The organism is Anabaena sp. CCY 9402-a (assembly GCF_963920945.1).
GTDB classification, from domain to species: domain Bacteria; phylum Cyanobacteriota; class Cyanobacteriia; order Cyanobacteriales; family Nostocaceae; genus Trichormus; species Trichormus minutissimus.
The window spans coordinates 36,787-55,268 of record NZ_CAWUDL010000011.1 but is presented as its reverse complement, the minus strand read 5'-3'; the positions used below and the strand labels follow the sequence as shown (position 1 = coordinate 55,268).

Below are 18,482 nucleotides of genomic sequence, written 5' to 3'. Positions count from 1 at the left end.
CTTCTCGACTGGATTGATTAACAGCTGTCTTCTTGTTATATCCCCTAACGTACATCTTTTGGAGTACGGGATGGGCTACTGCGATGGCGTTCCGCCAGCAATATCCACAGCCAAGATTTGAGACATTTGATCACCCAGGGTAAGGAATATCGAGAAAATTTCTGTAAACTCAGTGACAATATATTTTAAATTTTGTAAAAAAAGTAAGATAAGTAAAGTAGCTATATGAAATCAGAACTACCCATAATCATTAGCGATCGCCTACTATTGCGAATAGGTATTCAAGAAGAAATACCCAAAATTCTCAAATATTTTATGGGAAATAAAAATTTTCTCACCCCATTTTATCCCACTTGGGCAGATCATTTCTTCACAGATGAATATTGGGAATATCAACTAGAAAATAATTTTTTAGAATTTATTCACGACCAATCTTTAAAGCTATTTATTTTTCCTAAAACTCAACCTACGGAAGTTATTGGTACTATCAACTTTAATAATTTTGTCAGAGGTGCTGCTCATTTCTGCCATGTGGGATATAGTTTAGCAGAAGCTGCCCAGGGTAAAGGCTATATGACTGAAGGCTTGCGGGCAGCAACTGAGTATGTTTTTCAAGAATTAGATTTTCATCGCATCATGGCCAACTATATGCCCCACAATCAACGCAGTGGAAATGTCCTCAAAAGACTAGGCTTTATTGTCGAAGGTTATGCCAGAGACTATTTATTAATTAACGGTAAGTGGCAAGATCATATTCTGACTAGTCTAATCAATCCTGACTGGCAACCCAATGAATATTAAACCAATTCAGAATACGAATTGTGAATTGATTTAATGGTCTGTTTTATCTGGACGACCGTTATTTAAAGGTTTTTTTCTACTCTTGTTTGTTTCGGTTGCTTTTTTATTGGATGGTTGGTTGGAATTGGGTTGTTGGCTAGACATAGGGTGGAATAGTGTAATTAACGATAATGACAAGTTTATCTACATATAGGATATGACCGTTTCCAGAAAGTTGTCAAAAATTTTACATAATAAAATAGAGACGTAAATTTAATTACGTCTCTATTTTGAAGAAAACCCATTACCGTAAATCTTTTTCAGTTAGAGAAGATTGAGAAAGATACTCAAACCGTTGATTAACTTTCTATGGAAGAACTACAACAGAGTTACTGAGTTTTCCAGAAATCAAAATTAATCATTTATAAGGATATCAAGCGAAGGAGGAAAACCCTAAATTGGGCGGTATATCTTGAATACGTCCTGGCCCGATGGCCTGTAATGCTTCTCTTAAAGAAATATCACCAGTATACAAGGCTCGTCCGACAATTACCCCTGTAACACCTTGAGGTTCTAACCCCAACAAACTTAATAAATCGGTGACAGAACTGACTCCCCCCGAAGCAATCACTGGAATGGAAATTGCGCCAGCGAGTTCGCGCAAAGCTTCCATATTTGGCCCTTCTAGAGTTCCATCGCGGTGAATATCCGTGTAAATAATAGCGGCTGCACCTAGTTCTTGCATTTGTACAGCGAGTTGGGTGGCTAAAACTTGTGAAGTTTCTAACCAACCGCGAGTTGCTACGAGTCCCTTACGAGCATCAATACCAATAATAATTTTTTCGGGAAATTCTTGACAGAGTGCTTGTACTAGCTGGGGTTGTTCTACGGCGACAGTACCGAGAATTGCCCAATGTACACCTAGATTAAACACTTGTTGCACACTAGCTTGATCGCGTAAACCCCCACCGATCTCAATCGGTACAGAAACAGCTTGAGCGATCGCTTCAATTGCACTCAAGTTTACTACTTTACCTGCTTTTGCACCATCTAAATCTACTATGTGCAATCTTGTTGCACCTTGATCCGCCCATTGTTTAGCCACATCAACAGGATTCTCGCTAAAAACCTGTGAGCGATCGTAGTCTCCCTGATACAGTCGCACACAGCGACCATCTAGTAAATCAATCGCTGGAATTACATCCATGTAAATTTTCCCCTGTTTAGTCAATAGTTATTAGGTGCTGGGTACTGAGTATACTTAACACTTCTTCCCCTGTCGCCTGTCGCCTGTCACCTGTCACCTATCCCCTGTCGCCTGTCACCTGTCACCTGTCACCTGTCCCCTGTCCCTGTAATTGCTTAACTGCTTGTCGAAAACCCAGCACAATCAAAATATTAGAAAGCGTCAAAAAAACTTCCGCGCCACCGTGTAGCCAATCTATGTTAGCTAAAGCTTCGTGGTAATGGATTTTGGCATATATTCCTGCCGGAATCGTCACAGCCACAAAAACCAGAGTGCCGTAAAATCCATACAATGCTAAACGGGGCATTTGCGGACTGCGGCTGATAAACCACAAGAAACCCAAGTAAGGAAACAGTGACAGGGCAAATAGGGTGTCTTTAGATATCATTGCTCTGATTTAATAGTTTTTGGTTCAAAAGAATTAGCTACTGTCTTGGGACTAGCGGAAGAACGCCAAATCCACACTGCCGCAGCCCAAAGTGTAAAATTACCAACAAGCGTCATAGTAGCTTGCAGCGTTACCAACCATTCTAGAGATTGAGGATTGTCGAAATAATGCCAGGTACAAGCACACATAGCACTCACCAAAGCCGGTAACATCGCCAGGGATAATCCCCACCAACTGCGGTTTCCTGAGAGTTCGCCATAAGTCCAGATTAACCAAATCGCAGCAATCCACTCAATAACGCTAGAAATATGAATAATCCAAGTAGGAATTGAAAGAGCATTCATAAATAAAATCAATAGTCAATGGTCATTAGACTGTAACTCAGGACTCCTCACTCCTCACTCAGCACCGACTAAACGCCGCGCTACCGCTAACAGCACTCCTCACTCAGCACTCCTCACTCAGCACTCCTCACTCAGCACTCCTCACTCAGCACTCAGCACTCAGCACTCACCTCATCTTCCCACACGGCAATTCAACTTTTTGTAGAAAGATTACTGTCAACTCGTTAAGTATTGAGAAAAAGTTGATAACCTTAAATCCAACATTCAAAATTTCAATGGGAACGATGCGATCGCTATTATCTGGGTATTACGGCAAAGGTAACGGTGGTGATGAAGCTTTATTAGCCACACTCCTGCAAATGCTACCATCTCATGTTACACCTGTGGTGCTTTCTGGTAATCCAGAAGAAACGCGCGATCGCTACAATGTGGAGGCGCACAATCGCATGGCTATTGTACCTGTACTGCAAGCTTTACGTTCCTGTGATGCTTTAATTTGGGGTGGTGGCAGTTTAATTCAAGATGTTACCAGCACTATCAGCCCCTTTTATTATGGGGGATTGATGGGGTTAGCTCAGAAAATGGGCTTGCAAACTATTGCTTGGGCGCAGGGTATTGGCCCTTTAGTTCGTCCGCAAACGCGCTGGATGGCAAGACAAAATTTTGCTGGTTGTACTAAAGTTAGTGTACGCGATCGCAGCAGTGCTGCTTTATTGTCTGATTGGCAAATTCCCCACATCCTTGCACCTGATCCAGTTTGGGCTTTAGCATCCAAGCCTGTACCGGAAATTGCGGATTTACCTACGCCTAGAGTTGCTGTGACTTTGCGACAACATCCCCAATTAACTCCCACACGCCTCAATAATTTAACTCGTGCTTTGGTCGATTTCCAAAAAGCAACTCAGGCTTTTATTTTATTGCTGCCATTTCAAAAAAGCGAAGATTTAGGTATTGCTCAAGCCATAAAACCATACCTTGCAGATGTCAGTCAGATTTTGTGTCTCGAAGATCCGCAGATATTAAAAGGCGTATTTCGGGGTGTAGAGATGGCAATTGGAATGCGGCTGCACAGTTTAATTATGGCTGCTGCTGAAGGATGTCGCTGTTTTGCCCTGAGTTATGATCCCAAAGTTAACCGCCTCATGGAAGATTTGGCCATACCTGGCTGGAATTTGTCAGATTTACCAGATGATCCCAATTTAATTAGTCAAACTTGGGTAGAACATTACAAAAATGGTCAGCAAATCTTACCAGAGAAAATCCAATCTTTAGTAAATAGCGCATTAACACATCGAGATGTGTTACATCAAGTTCTTAGTCCGTAATACTGTGAACTGACGCAGTGTAAATCTTTCTATGTTAATGCGTTTAGACCTATATTTGTCGACTACCAAGTTAAGGGGTGATATTCCTGCCGCAATACCGATATTAAGTAGTATTGAGGATGTAGAAACCCCACCCTCTAAGCGAAAGCGTAGGGTGGGGTGGTTCAAATTACACCGAGATTAGTTAGTCCCAAAACGGCAGCCACTCCAATAATATGACCAAAGCTCATAGACGCTAAGAATGTAGCAACACTAGGATTATTAAACAAAGAGGGGAAAGGTAAAGGCATTTTGGGGCCAACATGGGGATAGCGAATTGACCACCCAGCAATTAAAAGCACTAATAAACAACTGCCAATAATAATCGGTGTTCCAGTCCAGTTCCAGGTTGTACCAGTATTAGGAACAGTAACTTGCACTGCTAACAGTGTTAATGGAAACATAGTTCTTTCTCCTGCATGAGTAAAATGTCTCGAAGCTATGAGTTAATAGCCCAGTCAATACTCCACTAACAGGGGTTGGATCATCCTCTCTCAATAGAAAGGTTCAACAACCCTTCTTGAGTCGAGTTTGTTACTCAAAAATTAGCTTCACTCATGTATCGAGTCTCATGGCTGGAGAAAGAACAGAAATTAGTCTTGAGCGTTGTGGACTTGGTGATACGTAAGCTATAACGTATTACTTGTATCCCAACTTATAGACGACCAATGTTAGTCAATCCTAAGACAATACCAATACCAATCACATGACCAAAAGCCATAGCACCAACAAATGCGGGGAGACTTAAAGGTAGCCCAGGAAATTTGGGGCCGACTTGGGGCTTTTGAATTTTGAGCGTTAGCAAAACAGCTACTACGCTGCTAGCACTAATGATAATTCCTACAGTGGGATTCCATTCAGGGGTGATTGGTACAGATGCAGCAGCTGCTAATAAGGTAGATGTAATCAAGGTTGTGTCTCCTATGAAAAGTTATACTCAGCACTTAGGACTAAGTTTGGTCAAAGTTAACCTAGACCTAGAAAATTATAGAGTTAGTTAGGACACAACCGAAATTCATCAACCAAAATTCGGTTTTTTAAGTTTGCTGTATTTAAAATTTCTATGCGTGTAAAAATTTGCGGTATCACTCAACCACAACAATCAGTAGCGATCGCGTCTTTGGGTGCAACTGCACTAGGATTTATCTGTGTACCTACTTCACCTCGTTATGTCACCACAATGCAAATTCAAGCTGCGGTGGCACACTTACCCAAAAATATTGACAAAATTGGCGTTTTCGCTAATGCCAGTATTGCCGAAATTAGTCAGATTGTTTCCCGTACCGAGTTAACAGGTGTACAGTTACACGGTGACGAATCCCCCGAATTTTGCTCCGAGTTGCATCAAGCTTTACCCCAAGTAGAAATTATTAAAGCCCTCAGAATCCGCAATATAGAGCATTTGCAGCAAGCAATTATTTACACCCAATACATAGATACTTTATTACTGGATGCTTATCATCCTCAGCAGTTAGGTGGTACAGGGCAAACTTTAGATTGGCAGATGTTACAAAAATTTCACCCCAGTTGTCCTTGGCTACTAGCAGGCGGATTAACACCAGATAACATTCTAGAAGCATTGAGTCAGCTTCAGCCCGACGGTATCGATTTATCTAGCGGTGTAGAAATTAAACCCGGCGATAAAGACTTAGATAAGGTAGCATTACTGTTTGAAAAATTGGGGAATTAGGAAGTAGGGACTGGGAATTTTAGATTTTGCGGAAAGTTCTGTAGGCGGGTTTCCCAACCTAGGAACGCCACTTGCTACAAGCCGGGAAACCCGTCCAACGCAGTGGCTCAACTTTTCAAGACGGATTTTGGATTAAATCCCAATCCAACACCTAAAATCCACGCATTGAATTACCCAATTCCCAATTCCCAATTCCCTAAAAGAATGCTGGTTGATGACGAATCAAGTTAAAAAATTCTTCACGGGTTTTTTGTTCTTCTTGGAATACGCCAAGCATTGCACTAGTCACAGTCCAAGAACCAGGTTTCTGCACACCCCGCATCACCATGCACATATGACTAGCTTCCATAACTACTGCTACACCTTGAGGTTCTAAGATGGTTTGAACAGCTTCAGCAATTTGGCGAGTTAGCCTTTCTTGAACTTGCAAGCGGCGAGAATACATCTCAACGATACGGGCTAATTTACTTAATCCCACTACCTTTTGATTAGGGATGTAAGCAACGTGCGCTCTACCCATAAAAGGCAACATATGATGTTCGCAGAGGCTGAAGAAGTTAATATCCCGGACTAATACCATCTCGTTATGCCCTTCATCAAAGACTGCTCCGTTGATGAGTTCTTCTAAAGATTGGTTGTAGCCACTAGTCAGAAATCTCATTGCTTCTGCTACGCGCTTTGGTGTTTTTAACAAGCCTTCCCGTTCGGGGTCTTCACCAACGCCTACTAATATTGCTCTCACCGCATCCTTCATTTGCTCCATATCTTCCTCAGAAGGTGGATGCAACTCTGGTGTTCGCCCATCGTGAGTATTTCGGTCTGGTCTGGTGTTGATGGCTTCTGCTAAGTCAGGAATTAGTGGCGATTGAGAGCGATTAGAACCGTTGGAACTAGCAATAGTCATGATGTCAATACTTGGTTATGGTTTAATTGTGAGTTATTAGTCATTGGTCATTGGTCATTTGCAATGGGTCACAAACAAATGAGCAACAACCAAAGACTAGTTAAAGTGCGCCGCCACTGGGCATAAGAATCAATTCCTCAATGACTGCTTGTGGTGGTAATAAAGCAGTATGGAGAATCGATTGAGCCACAATTTCTGGGGTAAGCATTTGGGAACGGTCAAAATCAGCATGAACAGTTTCTGTGTCCCACAATGAGGTGTTGACAGAACCAGGGAAAATAGTAGTGACACGAATACCGTGGGCGCGTTCTTCTTGTGCCAGGGTTTGAGAAAGAGCTAATAAACCAGCTTTACTCACACAATAAGCTCCCCAGTTAGGAAAGGCTTGTTTGGCAGCAATGGAGGCTACATTGATGATTGTTCCTGTAAGTCTAGTTCGCATTCCAGGCAGAATCCCTTGAATACACTGAAATACACTCGTCAGGTTCAAGTCCATCACTTTTTGCCAGTCTACTAGAGGGGTTTGACTTAAGGTAGCTGTGTAGCCTATCCCCGCGTTGTTGACCAAAATATCTATATCTCCAAAATCTAGCGCGATCGCTTGCATTTTCGCTTCTACTTGCGATACTTCTGCTAGGTCTACAGCATAGACTTTTGCTGTTGCTCCGGTATGTTGTGTTGCTGCTGCTACAGCCGCCAACTCATCTAGAGAACGGCTCACTAAAGCTACATCTATGCCGGCTTTTGTAAAAGCTAATGCTGTTGCTTTCCCAATTCCCCTACTCGCCCCTGTGATTAAAGCGCGTCGTTTCTGCTCAAAACTCATGCTGTCTCCCAATTTTTTTGGCAGTTTTGCAAGCCCTTGCCACTCAATTATGAAAATCTTTCGGAGCAAATAGATTAATTTAATCTTAAATTCCGATAATTTTCCTTGAAAAGTGCTACTATTGTTTGTTATTATTAGCGTCCTGATTAAGCGTTTTCCCGCAAAGGACGACAAATAATAACCTGAAAACTCAGGTCATGTAATTAAAGCTAATTAATGAATACTGTCCAAACTACTCCCAAAGAGTTGATTTGTCAGATATACATACAAATGCCTATGGCTGGTAAGATTGTTAAAAATCGTTAAGAGCCACAGGCATTATAACACTGCTATGGTGTCATTGAGTCATTTTCTAACGCTTGTTAATGAGCAACTTCCGTAAAAACGCCAATTTTGCGGAATTTTTCATAGCGTAGTTGCCGTCTTTCTGGAGATGTTAAACGATTAAGTTCTTCTAAATTATCTAGTAATGCTTGTTTAAGGGTGTTAGCGGCTTGAAGAGGCTCGGTGTGTGCGCCACCGATAGGTTCAGTCAAAATTTGGTCAATAATGCCCAAGTTTTTCAGGTCATGGGAGACAATTTTCAAGGCTACTGCTGCTTGGGGAGCTTTGCTAGAATCTTTCCATAAGATTGCGGCGCAGGCTTCGGGGGTAGCTACAGTGTAGACGGCGTGTTCAAACATCAATAAGCGATCGCCGACACCAATACCCAAAGCACCACCAGAACCACCTTCACCAATGACTGTACAGATAATGGGGACATCTAGAGAGAACATTTCCCGCAGGTTGTAGGCGATCGCTTCCCCTGCACCTTGGCGTTCTGCTACCACCGTTGGCAAAGCTCCTGGCGTATCGATAAACGTCAAAATTGGCATACTAAACTTATTGGCGTGTTCCATCAAGCGCATTGCTTTACGATAACCGCCAGGGGTAGCCATGCCAAAATTGCGGGCGATATTATCTTTAGTATCGCGTCCTTTTTGATGACCCAACATCACCACAGGTTGCCCACCCAAACGAGCCACACCACCAATTAAAGCCGGATCATCACCACCAGAGCGATCGCCATGCAACTCCATCCATTCATCACTAATAGCCTGAATGTAATCTAACGTGCTGGGGCGACGAGGATGACGAGCAACTTGTAAGCGTTGGGCTGGAGATAGTGTACTAAAAATCTCCTCCCGCAGTTGCGTAGCGCGTGCTTCTAGTTTGCGAATTTCACCAGAAACATCGACACCATTTTCCTCTGCAAGTTGCCGAATTTGGTCAATCCGGTTTGCTAGTTCAGCTAACGGTTTTTCAAAATCCAACAGTAGCGGTTTGCGCTCGGTAGTAGCCATAGTTAGGGATTGGGTATTAGGGATTGGGTATTGGGTATTGGGTATTAGGAATGGGGTATTTAATGCAAAAATTTTGACCCTTCACTTCGTTCGAGGGCAAGATGCAAGAATTTTGAATTAATTTGTCCCCATTCCTGATTCTCCATTTATTAAACCAGCAGTGGTCTAAACCCATGTTTGACTGAAGCTCGACCAATCTGCTCCATTTTGTCTACGGTAATCTGATTGCGCCCCCAAGAAAAGTTCGTGTATAACTTCTCAAATTCCAAGAGCATTGATTCAGCAAAACAAGCAAATAACTGGCGTGCTGGCACGTCCATATTGACGATTTTCATGATCTTCCAGTCAATATCCAAAGAATGCTCAACAATGCCACCATTCAACACATACACACCAGGATGCTGAATTTTAGTTCCTAGATTTTTGGGATAGCCACCATCAATCAACAGACAAGGTTGCTTCAAGGTCTTGGGGTCAATTTCCACACCTTTAGGCATACTTGCCACCCAAACTACAATATCAGCTTGGGGTAGGGCTTCATCCAAAACCATGATTTTTCCGCGTCCCAGTTCAGCTTGCAATTCCTGGAGACGCTCTTGGTTACGTGCTATCAGTAACAGTTCCTTCACATCAGTTTTAGCATCCAGCCACCGAGTCACTGCACTGCCAATATCACCTGTAGCCCCACATATAGCTACTGTGGCTTGGGAAAGGTCAATTCCTATTTGTTGGGATGCCGCTTCTACCTGACGACAGATAATATAGGCTGTGTGAGTATTGCCTGTGGTGAAGCGTTCAAACTCTAGCTTGATGTTACGGACTTGGCTAAACTGCTCCAAGTTAAAATTTTCAAAAATAATTGAAGAGAAGCCACCCAAAGCCGTAATATCAATACCATGCTTTTGAGCATGAGCCATTGCATTGAGGATTTTCCTTGTCGCTGCTTTTATCCGGCGATTTGCTAGCATCTCCGGTAAAAAACAAGACTCTACATACCGTCCTTCAATTGTGTCCCCAGTAATACTAGTAACTTTAATGTGATCAACAATCTGGGGTGGTGCGCTACACCAAAAATCTAGCCCTTGATCGGCATATTCCGGGTATCCCAATTCTTGAGCTACCGCCTGAGCGTGTTCTAAACTTGTCAGATGTCCAATTAGACCAAACATGTAGTGATATATTAGGCGCGTGCCTTGTCAAAAGCGTGGATTCGGTGGGTAAGAGACTATACCTAACTCTTAAAAATACTATACAAAGCGTCAGAATACAGTGCTGAGTGCTGAGTGCTGAGTTTTGAGTGCTGAGTTTTGAGTTTTGAGTTTTGAGTTTTTATGTAGAAAGTCCTTTTAAATTTGGGTTTAGTTCTTCTTGACGGACTTTTTGTGTTGCACTACGGATAGAACTACTCAGGACTCCTCTCTCAGGACTCAGGACTCAGCACTCAGCACTCAGCACTCTTTAAACAGATGCGAGTCCGTAGGCTGACAAGCGCATGATATCTCTGGTAGTGAAGCCTATATTGCTTAAGGCTTCTCCATACTGAATCATAAAATCTTCCACTAGGGCATCTTTTTCCATAGCGAGAGTTGCCGCATCTGCTTCTACTTGGTTTAACATTTTCCAAACTATGGGCAGATTTTGACGATTGGCTGCTTCTAATTCTGCCTTAGAGTCAGTGAAATGTTCTTTTAGCCAAACTTCGCCAAAGTTGAGGTGACTATATTCATCTTTGACGACTCCCTCGGTGATTTTGCGAGCGAAATCATCGGCTACGGGGATGTATATGTTGTATGCTGCGATCGCAAAACATTCAATGATCAAAGATTGAATTAACAAGCAAGTAACCACTTTACCTTCTGCGGCTGCTACTTGGAAATTAGTATGCAACCCGGCAAAAAATTCTTTAGCAAATTGCATATCTGGCGACACTTCCAGATTCCGTCCACAAGCTTCAAACCCTTTTTTGTGGCGATTTTCCATTTTCGAGAGGCGAATCAGATCATCTTTTTGTTCTGGCAGCAGTTCAGCTAGTGTGATGTAATTCTCATAAGCTTCTTGTTCACCTTCAATTACGATCGCATTAATGCGACTATAAGCATCTTTATATTTTTCGCTCTTGAAATCAAGTTCTAAATTGGCTGCAAGCTGCTGCATAGTATGTTTACTCCTGTAAACTGAATCATTTAATACCAGAATTAAATTTACCCCATAAATTTAGGGTAATGTTCACTGTTGTTTAATTTTACTTAACAAGTCACTATGTTATAGATTAGCTTTTGTAGGGTGTGATAGTTATATCAATTTAACCAATTCAATAGGTCGCGCCCAATATTCCTGAAATTTAGTGCCGTAATTAGCTGACAATCGGCATTGGGTATTGGAGATTGTGTTTTTCTACCCCTGCTCCCCCTGCTTTCTTATCCTCTGTCTCCAGTCAGTCCCCAGTCCCCTTTCAGATATATTATTGCCACAAGAAAAGAAGAGAAGCTTTGTTGTGTAACTCATGCCTAAAACAAACTGGAGTCTGAAATCTGCCAATTTTTTGAGCCTAGCCGGACTAATACTGGGTGCGGTGATTGTCCTGTCACCACTGTTTGTGGTCTTTCTGACATCCTTTGCGCCTCCAGGAGCAAACATAGAACTTTTGCCCAAAAAAAATTGGTCTTTCGCTAATTACCGCGATGCGTGGCAGCGAGGGCAGTTTTTATTGGCATTTGCTAATTCTACCTTGGTAGCGATCGCAGTGACGGCATTTCAAATTGTGACTTCGGCGTTGGCGGGTTATGCGTTGGCAAGGTTGAAGTTTCGCGGTAGACAAGCATTGTTACTGGTAGTCTTAGCAACTTTAGTCATCCCCTTTCAGTTATTAGTGATTCCTATCTTTTTGGTATTGAAGTGGGGACACCTGATAAATACCTATGGCGCATTGATTTTACCAACTGCGGTCAACGGTTTTGGGATTTTTTTGTTACGTCAATATTTCCAGACAATTCCTGTAGAGTTGGAAGAAGCTGCAACTATTGACGGGGCGAATAGACTACAAATTCTTTGGCAAGTCATGTTACCTTTAGCTCGTCCCGCCTTAGTGACGCTGTTTCTCTTTACATTTATTGCTGAATGGAATGATTTATTTAAGCCACTTGTGTTTACAACGCGACCGGAACTAAGAACGGTGCAGCTAGCGTTGGCTGAATTTCAGGAACAGTTTACCAATAATTGGCCTTTGATGATGGCGGCGGTGACAATTGCGACTGTCCCGGTGATGTTGCTATTTCTAATTGGTCAGCGTCAGTTTATTAGAGGTATTGCCACAACAGGAATGAAAAATTAAAAAGAGACGCAAAGTTGTTCTTTGCGTCTCTTTCGTGAAATTTGAAAAATTAGAAACTAAATGTGGTTCTCAGCGCACCAATCACTACGCTATCGTTGTTATCGTTATGATCTGGTGCTGTTAGCCAGATAACACCGGGTGTGATGGTGATATTATCACTGACTTTGTATTGATAGAATGCCTCAACATGGTAGGAAGTATCACTATCTTCAGGTAGCGCAGCAACACTAGAACTTGTCACTTTAGGTTCCATGCCTACGATAATCCCGCCTAAGTTGCCTTTCTTACCAAGGTCAGGGAAGGCTAGAGTCACAGCATAGTTCCAAATATCAATATCTCCCCGATCAAACCCTGTCAAGGTGCGACTAGTGGTATAGCCAGCCCAACCACCTAAGATGATTTTCTCACTGATACCAACAGATGCTTGAAGACCGTAGGAGTTACTAGAAAAGGTTTCACCCAAAGTCTGAAAGGTTGCAGCATTGCTACCTGTAACTAGTGGCTGTCTGTAGGAATTAATATATGTTAACCCTACAGTGATGCGATCGCTTGGCTTGACAGTTAGCTGTGCCAATGCTCCGTAAGCACCATCAAACAAACCATTTTTGGGGGCTGGGTTATTAGCTGTACCACTCAAATAACCTAGACTCAGTGCTAACTTATCACTGAATTGATGGGTAACGCCTAAACCAGTCCCACCGATTTGACCGTAAATTGGGTTACGTGTACCAAAGGTAGACAAAGCACCGAAAGCTCCATCACCATCAAAAGGATTTACTGTGCTGGTGAGGTCGTCTGCTGCACCTCCGACAGCAATCAGCTTAACTTGAGTATTCTTGGTGGCGGGGAATCCGTACCATAAAGTACCTATGTTAGCGTTGGAACTGGGTTCAGCACTAGCAAAAAATAGGTTACCCTCTGGAGTATTAATGTTAGGTGTGGCAATATTATTAGCCTCAATTCTGGTAAACAGGGTATCTTGACCAGTGAAGCTAGTGACAAGTTCAAGACGCGCTCTGTATGCCAGAGTGGTATTCTTGTCTGTAATTTCCGCATCATTGACGCGATCGCCTGACAACACATCACTGACCACAGCTACAACTTGTCCTTGTAGTTTGGTTGTGGTAGAAAACTGATTGGCTTCCAATTCAGCAGTGCGTGCTTCTAATGCGTCTACTCGTCCTCTAAGTGTCGCTAGTTCTGCGGAAAACTCTTCTTGCAGTTTTTGCAAGGTAGCTAAATCTTCTTTGGTGACTAGATCACCAGTGGCGGTAGCAATTAATTCGTTAACTCTGTCAAGACAAGCATTTACACCTGCGGCGAACTCATACCGTGTCATAGCGCGATTACCACGATATGTCCCGTTGGGATAGCCTGCAATACAACCATAACGTTCTACTAATGATTGCAATGCTTGGAATGCCCAATCTGTCGGTTGTACGTCTGATAATTGAGACACAGAGGTAACTTGTGACATTACCTGGTCTTGAGAAGAGTTATCAGTTTTGACAACTGGTGTGGTGGTGCTTGATGATTCATTGATTTCTGTTGGGGTGGATATTTCCCCCGCAAATGCAGCAGTACCAGAAAATAGCACCATGCTGCAAAAGACTGGACTAGCTAGTAAATACTTCGATAATTTCTGCATTTTATCCTCACACTCAAAATATACTGAATTTTTACTTGGTAACACCAATACCAAGCCTTGGCTATCACAGAGGTTCTGAAAATGGATTCCCAAGATATTAGCAGTACCTAACAAATTTTGTAACAGTAAAAATCAAGAATTCATAAATTTCTTGTTTTAAGTAGGAGTTATGTAAAGGTTAAGCTTAGTAATCTGCTTTGATTGTTGTTCACGCAGCGTTGCCTACTCATACTTACCTGTGTAGGTAGGCAGTAGAAGCAAGTTGCAAAATATCATTTAATTTCCGCATAGGGTTGCTAGTACAGCACATTCTTGTGATTACTTACGCAGAGTCATGTTATCATCGAAATGAGAATGAGAATTATTATTACCAAGATAATAAATTTCATTCTCACTCAAAATCTATACTTAAATTGCGATGGGCTGCGCCCCGCCGTAGGCGATAAGCGAAGCTTAAGCCTTTGGCTATCGCAGCAGTTTCAGCATGGTTGCGGAAGGAAAATACTATGCAAAAAGGCATTCTGTCTTTAATCACCTTACTAATGTTGTCAGTGACATTTGGTTGTAACTCATCCAACAACATTGAAAAGACATCTGCTCAACAGTCACCAAAGACACAGGAAGCTGCATCTAATCCTGTAGCACAGCCACCAAATATCAAGGTTGTAGCCACATTTTTACCGACTTATCTATTTACAAAAGCTGTGGCTGGAGATGCAGCAGAGGTAGACATATTAGTGTCTCCAGGGACGGAAGTACATGACTACCAAGCAACACCAGATAATGTCAAAGCGATCGCTACAGCAGATGTTTTAGTCAAAAATGGGTTGGGATTAGAGGAATTTCTGGAAAATACCATCAAAAATGCCCAAAATTCTAAATTGAAGCAAATTGATGCTAGCGCGGGAATTAAACCCTTAAATGAAATCTCACCAGTTGTGAAAGCCACAAAAGGTGAAAAAGACCACGACCATGACCATGCTGAGGGTAATCCTCACGTTTGGTTAGATCCAGTGTTGGTAAAACAGCAGGTAACAAATATTCGTGATGGCTTAATTGCAGCTGACCCAGCAAATAAAGCTACCTATGAGGCTAATGCTAGTGCTTACATTCAAGAACTAGAAAATTTAAATACTGAATTTCAACAGACATTACAAAAAACTCCTAACTGCACCTTTGTCACCTTTCATGATGCTTATCCATACTTAGCTCAACGTTATAACCTCAAACAAGTGGCAGTAGTGCAAATTCCAGAAGATCAACTTTCTCCAGTAGATATACAAAATACTATCAAAGCGGTGAAAAAGTACAACGTCAAAGCTTTATTTAGTGAGCCAGGAGTAGACAACAAATTACTCACCAGTCTTTCCCAAGACCTAAAGTTAACCTTGGGTTCACTAAATCCTTTAGAAAGTGGCGAAAAAGACCCCCAGTATTATTTCCAAGCCATGAAAGCTAACTTAGAAACCATAGAAACAGCCTGTAAGTAGGGGTGGGTTCACAGATATCCTCAATTATTCACGATGATTCTAGTAAACCCACCCCTACTAAAATCTAAAATCCAAAATATTTTGTAATTTGAATTCGGAGTGAAGCGACGTGACATCCCCTGTTCTCAAAGTTGAGGGATTAACTGTATATCAAGGTAATTATTTAGCTGTGCGGGATGTTTCCTTTGAGTTAAGACTGGGAACTGACACAGCTATAGTTGGCCCCAATGGTGCGGGTAAAAGTACATTAGTTAAAGCAGTGTTAGATTTGATTCCCCGCAGTAGTGGGAAAATTGAAATATTTGGTCTTTCTATCACTAGATTGGGGAATTTACGCCATTTTTTAGGCTATATGCCGCAAAATTTTGTCTTTGATCGCAGCTTTCCTATTTCGGTCAAAGAGTTGGTAGGTTTAGGATGGGTATCCACAGGTCGAAATAAATATTCATTTTTATCTCAACTACGAAGTCAACCCAAGGAAAAATCTTTAGCAGTAGCCGAAGCTTTGAGGAGAACAGATGCTTATCACTTGCAAAATCAAGCGATTGGAACACTGAGTGGTGGTCAACTCAAGCGAGTGTTGCTAGCTTACTGTTTAGTTATCCCTAGGAAATTGTTGGTACTAGATGAAGCCTTTGCTGGAGTTGATATGCAAGGTGCAGCAGATTTTTATGCGTTGCTAAATGAATTGAAACGGGAAGAAAATTGGACTGTTTTACAAGTTTCCCATGATATTGATATGGTCAGCCGTCATTGCGATCGCGTCCTTTGCCTCAATCAAACCGTTGTCTGTACCGGACAACCAGAAATTGCTCTCTCACCCCAAAATCTTTTAGCTACCTACGGCCCAGGATTTAGCCGCTACCAACATCATCATTAAATTCAAAATAAATTTGCTGTATCTCTTAATTACGAATTACGAATTATTATTCATCCTTTTCATCTAAGTGTTCAGCTACAGCTTGATAAAGATGAAAAATATGATTGTCATGAAGGCTATAAAATACATTACGTCCTTGTTTACGATACGTCACTAAACGCATAGTTCGTAAGTTGCGTAGCTGATGAGAAACAGCCGATTCACTCATTTCTAACAAAGCTGCTAGATCACTAACACAAAGCTCTTTATTTGATAAAAAAGAAAGAATCCTGAGTCGATTAGCATCTCCCAAAAAGCTGAAAAAATCTGCCATACGTTGAGCTTTTTCTGTTGTGAGTAGCTCATTTGGTATGGATTGAACAACATTAGTATCTATAAGAGAGTATTTGGTATTTGATTGCAGCATTTGGGTTAGTGGAATTGAATTTTGTATATTAAAAAGTATTTAAATTTATACTTATATATTACATTTTTTTGTCCAATTATGTAAACACAAACAAATATATACTTTATTTATCACTTTAAAAGTTGTAAAAATTCATATTATGTATCTAATTTATAGTTGCAATCTCAACTGGATAGCTGTAGCCAGTAGCAGTGATTTAATAGATTTATTACAATTCCCATTTATGCAGCGTGCGATCGCAGGTGCTATTCTCATGGGCATACTTGGAGGCTTGCTAGGTAGTTTTGTTACCTTACGCCAGTTATCATTTTTTAGCCATGCTGTTGGTCATGCCGCATTAGTAGGCGTAGTATTGGGTGTGCTGCTACAGATCAACCCCACTTGGATGCTGCTACCTTTTACCTTAGTGTTTGGGGTGATTGTTCTTTACTTGATTGATAAGACCGATTTAGCCAGTGATAGCGTACTTAGTATAGTGCTTTCGGGAGCATTAGCGATCGGTGTAATTCTGACGAATCTCATCCAAGGTTATCGCGGTAACTTAATGAGTGTGTTGTTTGGGGATATTTTGGCAATTGATGCTACAGACTTGATTTTAACAATGCTGGTATTAGTAGCTAGCAGCATATTCTTACTATCAACGCTGCAACAGCAAATTTTGTTAACGCTAAATTTAGATGTGGCAAAAGTTCAAGGTGTCCCAGTCCAATTGTATCGCTACGGGTTTGTGGTGCTGCTGGCACTGGCTGTAGCAGTAGCAATTAAAGCTGTGGGTGTTTTATTGGTGAATGCCTTTTTAGTCATTCCTGCTTCTACAGCTAAATTAATGAGTCACCACTTTAGCAACTTTCTAATCTTATCAACAATAGTTGGTGCTACTAGTAGCATTGCAGGTATTATTGTGTCCGGTGCTTTTAACCTAGCCTCAGGCCCTAGCATTGTGCTGGTTCAGTTTCTCTTGTTTGTGGCTGTGTTCACCTGGGTAAAATTGCGCTGGAAATCTGCCTAAATGTTTTTTTTGCTGAAACCCCTTGGCAAATCATTTTTAGTTTGCTAAGATTATTAATCGTGGCCAATAAAAAAACACGCCGGGATAGCTCAGTTGGTAGAGCAGAGGACTGAAAATCCTCGTGTCACGAGTTCAAGTCTCGTTCCTGGCACTTAAGAAATCCCTTGAAACCGAACGGTTTCAAGGGATTTTTTGTGTACCTTTAAATACAAAATGGTTGTGAAACGGGTGTAAAAAAAGATCAGAGGACTAATTACCCAGATTTCTCACAGGTGAGAAGTGCGGGAATACATTTTCGGATCATCCATAACCCAAAGAATCATTTTATAGATGCTGTTAACAAATTGAATTTAGAGTTTGACTACCAAGAATTACAAAAAAACTTTTAATACTAGAAACTAATAAATATTATTTTGCAGGATAGTTGAATAGAGATTCTTTACTTGCTAAACTAAAACTCTCTAATAAATTTTGAGATTCCCAGATACTTCATCTCCAGCACAGCCACAAAATATGCACCCAGCACAACCGATAGAACCATCATTGCCAGCACCTATTAGTGGTGATTGGTATTTACTCACTGTTCGTTCTAAAAAAAGAGACTCATTTTTAAAATATCTAAATCTTGCCATTGCTCAACATAATTTACAAGAATTAATTTTAGAAATAAAAATTCCGCAGGATAAAGTTTATGAAGATATTGTTTTGCTGAATTTAAGCAACTTTAATACTGCAAATTCTCAATTACAAAAAATTGATCATTTTCAAAGTCTTCAACGCAAACCATTACCATTGGCACAGGTTAGCCGAATGACAGGAAACTAATAATCTGC

General features: G+C 41.3%; 21 protein-coding genes and 1 tRNA gene. 9 read left to right on the top strand and 13 right to left on the bottom strand.

From position 1 onward, the window contains the following. The first annotated feature begins 225 nt into the window (after positions 1-225). Entirely contained in the window at positions 226-801 is a 576-nt protein-coding gene (locus tag ACM0OR_RS06150) for a GNAT family N-acetyltransferase (RefSeq protein WP_414575444.1), read from the top strand. Positions 802-1,213: 412 nt separating this feature from the next. Here ACM0OR_RS06150 and hisA read toward each other — a convergent pair whose 3' ends face one another. The 3 genes from hisA to ACM0OR_RS06135 form a co-directional block, all read right to left on the bottom strand. Next, positions 1,214-1,987: a 1-(5-phosphoribosyl)-5-[(5-phosphoribosylamino)methylideneamino]imidazole-4-carboxamide isomerase gene (gene hisA / locus ACM0OR_RS06145; protein ID WP_414575443.1), complete on the bottom strand. Its 774-nt coding sequence runs from the start codon at positions 1,985-1,987 to the stop codon at positions 1,214-1,216. 121 nt (positions 1,988-2,108) lie between these two features. Beyond that, positions 2,109-2,414 (bottom strand): DUF3593 domain-containing protein, encoded by a 306-nt coding sequence (locus ACM0OR_RS06140; RefSeq protein ID WP_414575442.1) that lies wholly within the window; start codon positions 2,412-2,414, stop codon positions 2,109-2,111. Next, positions 2,411-2,758 (bottom strand): DUF2499 domain-containing protein, encoded by a 348-nt coding sequence (locus tag ACM0OR_RS06135; RefSeq protein WP_414575441.1) that lies wholly within the window; start codon positions 2,756-2,758, stop codon positions 2,411-2,413. The genes ACM0OR_RS06140 and ACM0OR_RS06135 overlap by 4 nt, the downstream gene beginning before the upstream one ends. Before the next feature lie 284 nt (positions 2,759-3,042). On the opposite strand from ACM0OR_RS06135, the gene csaB reads away from it, so the two are divergent. Next, a complete protein-coding gene (gene csaB / locus ACM0OR_RS06130) occupies positions 3,043-4,083 on the top strand; it encodes a polysaccharide pyruvyl transferase CsaB (RefSeq protein ID WP_323265929.1) in 1,041 nt (346 codons plus the stop codon). A 164-nt stretch (positions 4,084-4,247) separates the two neighbouring features. Here the strand turns inward: csaB and psaK (ACM0OR_RS06125) are convergent, their stop codons facing one another. Together psaK (ACM0OR_RS06125) and psaK (ACM0OR_RS06120) are read right to left on the bottom strand one after the other, a co-directional pair. After that, a complete protein-coding gene (gene psaK, locus ACM0OR_RS06125) occupies positions 4,248-4,526 on the bottom strand; it encodes a photosystem I reaction center subunit PsaK (protein ID WP_414575440.1) in 279 nt (92 codons plus the stop codon). Positions 4,527-4,777: 251 nt separating this feature from the next. After that, entirely contained in the window at positions 4,778-5,032 is a 255-nt protein-coding gene (gene psaK / locus ACM0OR_RS06120) for a photosystem I reaction center subunit PsaK (protein WP_414575438.1), read from the bottom strand. 153 nt (positions 5,033-5,185) lie between these two features. Between psaK (ACM0OR_RS06120) and ACM0OR_RS06115 the strand changes: the two genes are divergently transcribed. Beyond that, on the top strand, positions 5,186-5,812 hold the full coding sequence (locus ACM0OR_RS06115; RefSeq protein WP_414575437.1) for a phosphoribosylanthranilate isomerase: 627 nt from the start codon (positions 5,186-5,188) through the stop codon (positions 5,810-5,812). 196 nt (positions 5,813-6,008) lie between these two features. On the opposite strand, the gene folE is transcribed toward ACM0OR_RS06115, so the two are convergent. From folE to ACM0OR_RS06090, 5 genes are all read right to left on the bottom strand, one after another. Continuing rightward, positions 6,009-6,716, bottom strand: coding sequence for a GTP cyclohydrolase I FolE (gene folE / locus ACM0OR_RS06110; RefSeq protein ID WP_414575436.1), 708 nt, complete (start codon positions 6,714-6,716; stop codon positions 6,009-6,011). Positions 6,717-6,816: 100 nt separating this feature from the next. After that, positions 6,817-7,542 (bottom strand): SDR family oxidoreductase, encoded by a 726-nt coding sequence (locus ACM0OR_RS06105; RefSeq protein ID WP_414575435.1) that lies wholly within the window; start codon positions 7,540-7,542, stop codon positions 6,817-6,819. A gap of 362 nt (positions 7,543-7,904) precedes the next feature. Further along, positions 7,905-8,885 (bottom strand): acetyl-CoA carboxylase carboxyltransferase subunit alpha, encoded by a 981-nt coding sequence (locus ACM0OR_RS06100; protein WP_190709866.1) that lies wholly within the window; start codon positions 8,883-8,885, stop codon positions 7,905-7,907. 149 nt (positions 8,886-9,034) lie between these two features. Further along, the gene (locus tag ACM0OR_RS06095; RefSeq protein ID WP_190709868.1) at positions 9,035-10,054 is read right to left on the bottom strand and encodes a long-chain acyl-[acyl-carrier-protein] reductase; all 1,020 of its coding nucleotides are present in this window, start codon (positions 10,052-10,054) and stop codon (positions 9,035-9,037) included. Positions 10,055-10,343: 289 nt separating this feature from the next. After that, entirely contained in the window at positions 10,344-11,039 is a 696-nt protein-coding gene (locus ACM0OR_RS06090) for an aldehyde oxygenase (deformylating) (RefSeq protein WP_323265839.1), read from the bottom strand. Between the two features lie 349 nt (positions 11,040-11,388). On the opposite strand from ACM0OR_RS06090, the gene ACM0OR_RS06085 reads away from it, so the two are divergent. Next, positions 11,389-12,216, top strand: coding sequence for a carbohydrate ABC transporter permease (locus ACM0OR_RS06085; RefSeq protein WP_414575434.1), 828 nt, complete (start codon positions 11,389-11,391; stop codon positions 12,214-12,216). Between the two features lie 49 nt (positions 12,217-12,265). On the opposite strand, the gene ACM0OR_RS06080 is transcribed toward ACM0OR_RS06085, so the two are convergent. Further along, on the bottom strand, positions 12,266-13,864 hold the full coding sequence (locus ACM0OR_RS06080; RefSeq protein ID WP_414575433.1) for an iron uptake porin: 1,599 nt from the start codon (positions 13,862-13,864) through the stop codon (positions 12,266-12,268). A gap of 391 nt (positions 13,865-14,255) precedes the next feature. Beyond that, the gene (locus tag ACM0OR_RS06075) at positions 14,256-14,384 is read right to left on the bottom strand and encodes a hypothetical protein (protein WP_323265836.1); all 129 of its coding nucleotides are present in this window, start codon (positions 14,382-14,384) and stop codon (positions 14,256-14,258) included. Between ACM0OR_RS06075 and ACM0OR_RS06070 the strand changes: the two genes are divergently transcribed. Then, positions 14,371-15,354, top strand: a complete 984-nt coding sequence (locus ACM0OR_RS06070) for a metal ABC transporter substrate-binding protein (RefSeq protein WP_414575432.1) — start codon at positions 14,371-14,373, stop codon at positions 15,352-15,354. The two genes, ACM0OR_RS06075 and ACM0OR_RS06070, sit on opposite strands and share 14 nt — an antisense overlap. A gap of 109 nt (positions 15,355-15,463) precedes the next feature. Next, positions 15,464-16,234, top strand: a complete 771-nt coding sequence (locus ACM0OR_RS06065) for a metal ABC transporter ATP-binding protein (RefSeq protein ID WP_414575431.1) — start codon at positions 15,464-15,466, stop codon at positions 16,232-16,234. A 46-nt stretch (positions 16,235-16,280) separates the two neighbouring features. Here the strand turns inward: ACM0OR_RS06065 and ACM0OR_RS06060 are convergent, their stop codons facing one another. After that, positions 16,281-16,547: an ArsR/SmtB family transcription factor gene (locus ACM0OR_RS06060; RefSeq protein ID WP_414575477.1), complete on the bottom strand. Its 267-nt coding sequence runs from the start codon at positions 16,545-16,547 to the stop codon at positions 16,281-16,283. 232 nt (positions 16,548-16,779) lie between these two features. Between ACM0OR_RS06060 and ACM0OR_RS06055 the strand changes: the two genes are divergently transcribed. The 3 genes from ACM0OR_RS06055 to ACM0OR_RS06045 all read left to right on the top strand — a co-directional run bounded on the left by ACM0OR_RS06055 (position 16,780) and on the right by ACM0OR_RS06045 (position 18,474). Further along, positions 16,780-17,649, top strand: a complete 870-nt coding sequence (locus tag ACM0OR_RS06055) for a metal ABC transporter permease (protein WP_414575430.1) — start codon at positions 16,780-16,782, stop codon at positions 17,647-17,649. A 78-nt stretch (positions 17,650-17,727) separates the two neighbouring features. After that, positions 17,728-17,800 (top strand) — tRNA-Phe (locus ACM0OR_RS06050). Positions 17,801-18,120: 320 nt separating this feature from the next. Further along, a complete protein-coding gene (locus ACM0OR_RS06045) occupies positions 18,121-18,474 on the top strand; it encodes a chromosome segregation ATPase (RefSeq protein ID WP_414575429.1) in 354 nt (117 codons plus the stop codon). Positions 18,475-18,482 lie beyond the last annotated feature (8 nt).